General features: G+C 70.9%; 3 protein-coding genes. 2 read left to right on the forward strand and 1 reads right to left on the reverse strand.

Features of this window, described 5'->3' with window-relative positions; translation table 11 throughout:
* Window positions 1-124 precede the first annotated feature (124 nt).
* Window positions 125-1222, reverse strand: coding sequence for a CaiB/BaiF CoA-transferase family protein (locus tag G6026_RS11925; RefSeq protein ID WP_182613306.1), 1098 nt, complete (start codon window positions 1220-1222; stop codon window positions 125-127).
* A 111-nt stretch (window positions 1223-1333) separates the two neighbouring features.
* Between G6026_RS11925 and purT the strand changes: the two genes are divergently transcribed.
* Window positions 1334-2617: a formate-dependent phosphoribosylglycinamide formyltransferase gene (purT, locus tag G6026_RS11930; RefSeq protein WP_182613307.1), complete on the forward strand. Its 1284-nt coding sequence runs from the start codon at window positions 1334-1336 to the stop codon at window positions 2615-2617.
* A gap of 103 nt (window positions 2618-2720) precedes the next feature.
* On the forward strand, window positions 2721-3224 hold the full coding sequence (locus tag G6026_RS11935; RefSeq protein ID WP_309230257.1) for a DUF1648 domain-containing protein: 504 nt from the start codon (window positions 2721-2723) through the stop codon (window positions 3222-3224).
* The last annotated feature ends 242 nt before the right edge of the window (window positions 3225-3466 follow it).

A 3466-nucleotide genomic window follows, 5' to 3' on the forward strand; every position in this document is an offset into this window, starting at 1 on the left:
ACGATCTGCCCTTTGAGCTGGCGGAACGGCGGCTCCGCTGAGGCCGGGTCCACGGCCAGGGTCATACCGGCCACCCGGGAGCCACTGCCCGGAGAGTGAGACGTGGCCCCCGGCTCGCCCATGCTCAGGCCCAGACCTGATCGATCGCGGTCACCTCACGCGGCGGCGCGGCCGGGACGGCGGGCGCAGGGGTACGCGAGAACCGCGGCGCGGGCGCGGGCCCCAAGTCCCCGCCGACCTCGACGAAGGTCTCCCTCGCCGTCATGTGGGGATGGGACAGCGCCTCCGTGTAGGTCAGCACCGGGGTCGTGCAGGCGTCGGTGCCGTAGAAGAGCTCGGCCCACTCGTCGCGGGGCTTCTCGGCGAACGTGGCGGCGATGATCTCCCGCAACTCGTCCCAACGATCCATGTCGAACTGGCCGGGCATGCCGTCGCCGTCGATGCCGAGCAGCCGGGCGAACTCCGCATAGAACTGCGGCTCCAGACAGCCCACTGCCATGAACTTGCCGTCGGAGCAGGTGTAGACATCGTAGAACGGGAACCCGGTGTCGAGCATGTTCGTCCCGGCGACGTCCGACCACTGGTCCCGTGCGCGCATGGCCCACTGGAACTGGCCCAGTACGGAGGCGCCGTCGGTCATCGCGGCGTCGATGACCTGGCCGCTGCCCGAGGTGGCGCGTTCGATGATGGCGGCGAGGATGCCCTGGACGAGGAACATCGACCCACCGCCGAAGTCGCCGACCAGGTTGAGCGGAGGCACCGGGCGCTCGCCCTTGCGGGCGGTGGCGTTGAGGTGACCGGTGAGCGAGATGTAGTTGAGGTCGTGACCGGCCGTGTGGGCGAGCGGGCCGTGCTGACCCCACCCGGTCATCCGTGCGTAGACGAGCCGCGGGTTGAGCTCGAGGCACTCGTCGGGGCCGAGTCCCATACGTTCGGTCACCCCGGGCCGGAAGCCCTCGACCAGCACGTCGGCCTTGGCGATCAGACCGCGGACCTGCGCCAACCCGTCGTCGCTCTTGAGGTTCGCCTCCACCACGGTCCGGCCGCGCCGGGTGATGTGCGCCCAGCCGCCGACCTGGGTGGCGAGTTCGCCGGGACGCATGACGGTCACGACGTCGGCGCCCAGATCGGCGAGCATCATGCAGGCGTGGGGGCCGGGGCCGATGCCGTTGAGTTCGACGACGCGGATGCCGGCCAGGGGGCCGGGGGAGGCAGTGGTCACAGGTGTGCCCTTTCGTGTGGCGTTGCACACACGGTATCGCCTGCCGATCCGCGTGAGCCGGGGAGCATGCGAAAGGACCCGCGTCGGCGGGCCTCTACTAGCGTGGGCGCCATGACCGCAGCGCACGATCCCCTCGCCCCGCCAGTCGTCGACCGCCTCGGCACGCCGGGGAGTCCCGGCGCGACGCGCGTGATGCTCCTGGGCTCGGGCGAGCTGGGCAAAGAGGTCACCATTGCGCTGCAGCGCCTGGGTGTCGAGGTGATCGCGGTGGACCGGTACTCCGGCGCCCCCGCCCACCAGGTCGCCCACCGCAGCCACACGATCGACATGACCGACTCAGGCGAGGTGCGGCGGGTGGTGGAGCTCGAGAAGCCGCACGTGATCCTGCCGGAGATCGAGGCCATCGCCACCGCCGCGTTGGCGCAGATCGAACAGGACGGGCTGGCGCGAGTCGTCCCCACGGCCCGCGCAGTGCAGCTGACCATGGACCGTGAGGGGATCCGGCGCCTGGCCGCCGAGGAGCTGGGCCTGCCCACGAGTCGCTACGCGTTCGCCTCGTCGCTGGAGGAGTTGCAGGAGGCATGCGACCGGATCGGGTTCCCGTGCCTGGTCAAGCCCACGATGTCGTCGTCGGGAAAGGGGCAGTCCTCCCTCCACGGCCCCGAGGACGTGGAGGCCGCCTGGGCCTACGCGCAGTCGGGTGCGCGGGTGACGGGGGCGCGGGTGATCGTGGAGTCGTTCGTGGACTTCGAGTACGAGATCACCCTGCTCACCGTCCGCAGCGTGGACCCGGCCACCGGAGCGATCCGAACGGATTTCTGCGAGCCGATCGGTCACCGTCAGGAGCGCGGGGACTACGTCGAGTCGTGGCAGCCCCAGGCCATGACCCAGGACGCCTACGATTCGGCGCGCTCGGTCGCGGCGCGCGTGACCGGCGCACTCGGTGGCGTCGGGGTGTTCGGGGTGGAACTGTTCGTGCAGGGCGTCGACGTCTACTTCTCCGAGGTCAGCCCGCGGCCGCACGACACCGGCCTGGTGACGCTGCGCAGCCAGGTGCTCAGCGAGTTCGACATGCACGCCCGCGCCGTCCTGGGTCTGCCCGTGGTCACCACGATGTCCAGCCCGGGAGCGTCTGCGGTGATCTACGGCGGCGCCGGCATCGCGCACGATCCTGAGGGTGACCCCGAGGGCGGCTCGAGCGGTGTGGTCGAGGGCGTGGGGTTCGAGGGCGTGGCCCGTGCGCTCGCGGTCCCGGAATCGGATCTGCGACTGTTCGGCAAGCCCTCGGCCAGCGAGTTCCGCCGTATGGGAGTGGCCGTGGCGACCGCCGAGGACGTGGAGACCGCGCGGGAACGGGCCCGCGAGGCCGCCTCCCGCGTGACGGTGGTGAGGTAGGACGTGCGGGGGCGCAGCCGTCGGTTCGGCAGGCTGGTGAGATGACGACGACGAACTCGGTCGCCGACGAGGCCCGCGGGCTGCCCAGGGAGCCGTCCGGTCCGTGGATCCGGCACTCGTCGTGTCCACCCTGCTGATCTGGCTGGCGGTGCTCGCCTGGCAGGCGATGGTGCTCCCCGAGCGGGTCCCGATCCATTTCGGTTCCGGAGGGCGGGCTGACGGGTGGTCCGGCAAGGCCGGGGCGTTGGCGTTCTCGGGGGTGCTGCCGCTCACCGTGTTGGCGTTGATCCCGCTCACGTCGTTGCTCGTCATGCGGGCACCGGAACTCATCAACGGGCCAAACAAGCAGTGGTGGACGTCGACCGCCCCGAGGTTGCGCAGGTTCGAGCGACTGGTCCGTGAGGACCTGTGGCTGATCGTGGTGGTCACACTCGCGCTCCTGGTGGCGATGCAGGTGGGGATCGTGATCGCCTCCGAGTCGCCCGACCAGCGGATGCCGGAGGGTCTGCTCCTCGGCGGTACGGGGCTGTTCGGCGCGGGCATGGTCGCGGTACTGCTCCGGATGTACGTCGGAGATCGGTACGCCGAGAACCCCGACCTGGACTGAGCCTGTGGATGGTCGTCCGATCTATCCACCGCCCCTCTGAGGGGCCTGACCCGGCCCGACCCTCCCCCCTAGCGTCACTACTCGAGCGGCCCGTACCCACGGGCTCGAGAGGGGGCGGGACCGATGGCGGGATCAGGAGCGGAGGTGGGGCCGGTCGCGGCGGCCCTGGTGGCCTTCGAACGGGTCGCGGTGGCGGCTGAGGCGACCCGGGTCCGCGAAGCCGGGGAGCACGCGGCCGCCCG

It is taken from the genome of Dietzia sp. DQ11-38-2 (assembly GCF_014145055.1).
Classification (GTDB): Bacteria; Actinomycetota; Actinomycetes; order Mycobacteriales; family Mycobacteriaceae; genus Dietzia.

What these genes read in the sequence shown, in the direction of transcription:
- purT (WP_182613307.1), top strand. Translation starts at nt 1,334, where the DNA reads ATGACCGCAGCGCACGATCCCCTCGCCCCGCCAGTCGTCGACCGCCTC.